Origin of the sequence: Legionella sp. (assembly GCF_965140895.1) — a bacterium.
GTDB lineage: Bacteria > Pseudomonadota > Gammaproteobacteria > Legionellales > Legionellaceae > Legionella.
The window spans coordinates 1-1438 of sequence record NZ_CBCSKT010000117.1; the positions used below are offsets into that span (position 1 = coordinate 1).

Here is a 1438-nt window from a genome sequence, read left to right on the forward strand (position 1 = left end):
AAGAATAATGATCCTTTTCTATATTATATCAAGACTTTATGACGACAATTTAGTAAAAATATGGGGGGATCTTTGAGTATTGAATCGTATAATCGCCAAGCCAAGCTATCCTTCGCGGGGAGAAAATAGGGCCTCATCACCTACTCTGCTTGGCACTAATTTGTGATGAATTACTTTGATGGAGTAATACGAATGTTAAACATTTGGCTCCCAATTAATAAAAATAAAAAGAACAAGCTGGCACTCCTCATGGTTATTTAAACAAGCTACAACAATAATAGTTTCAGCTATTACTGCAATAATAATATCCCTTATTACAAAACACTTTCTATAATTAAAAAATTGTTATTACATTTCCTAGCTATACTTTTTATATAATGGGGAAAATATATGAAAGAATGGCTCTGTAAATTTTTTAGTAATTCAATCTATGCCGACTGGGCTGTAGCAGCCACTACATTATTACTTGCTGTAGTTACTCTGATTTTTTATTTTATTGACGATGGTTATACGCGTCTTCTGAAAAATAGCGAAAAAAATAAATTTTATAATTTAGGATTTGATTTTTTAAAAATCTCGTATGCTAGTTGGAGTCCAGAATGCCGCACACCTACTTCTACAAATCAAACAGTAGCAGAATTTATTGACGCTTTTCGTCGACAATTAATTGAAAACAAAATATACATGGGGTGGCAAGATAAACGTAGATTTAATCGTTATGTAACATTGGCTCAAAAACATGCCTTTTTTTGGGAAAAGAATGACATGATAAATGTTATGAAATACCAAAATAAAATTTTATGGGAATTAGAGTGGTTAGCTGAAAAAATTGGTAGAAAAAAAGAATATGAGCAGCTTAAAAGTTGACGTGGTCAATCAAAACGATACAACCCAGTTAAGCTACTTTTAGCAATTGAGGAGTCTGCAACTCATATTGATTTGGTGCCAAATAGTTCAATGATGAATGCAGTCGCCTGCTGTTATAAAACATCGCAATGTAATTCAATATATCTTGTTGTGCCTCATGTCGTGTTTGATAGTTTTTCCATTGGACTCGCTCTTGTTTTAAGCTCCCAAAGAAGCTTTCAGCCACCGCATTATCCCAACAGTTACCTTTTCGACTCATGCTCCCTTAATAACCATGGAGTTCCAGAAGGCGCCTATACTCATCACTTGCGTACTGAGAGCCGCGATCTGAATGAACAATGAGTCCTTTGGATGGTTGGCGTTGCCAAATAGCCATTTTAAGAGCATCACAAACTAATTGAGCCTTCATTCGTGAACTCATGCTCCACCCGACTACTTTTCTGGAGTACAAATCTAATACAACGGCCAGATATAACCATCCCTATTGAGTAAAAATATAAGTAATATCAGAGACATAGGCATAATTAGACCTAGGTACTGAAAACTGTTGATTAAGAACGTTTTCAAATAC

General features: G+C 34.8%; 1 protein-coding gene and 1 pseudogene. One reads left to right on the plus strand and one right to left on the minus strand.

What is annotated here, in order from left to right; all coding sequences use genetic code 11:
• The first annotated feature begins 390 nt into the window (after positions 1 to 390).
• Positions 391 to 867, plus strand: coding sequence for a hypothetical protein (locus ACQY7T_RS12180; RefSeq protein ID WP_428413780.1), 477 nt, complete (start codon positions 391 to 393; stop codon positions 865 to 867).
• Between the two features lie 28 nt (positions 868 to 895).
• On the opposite strand, the pseudogene ACQY7T_RS12185 reads toward ACQY7T_RS12180, so the two are convergent.
• Positions 896 to 1438, minus strand: a pseudogene (locus ACQY7T_RS12185) (IS3 family transposase); the annotation flags it as partial.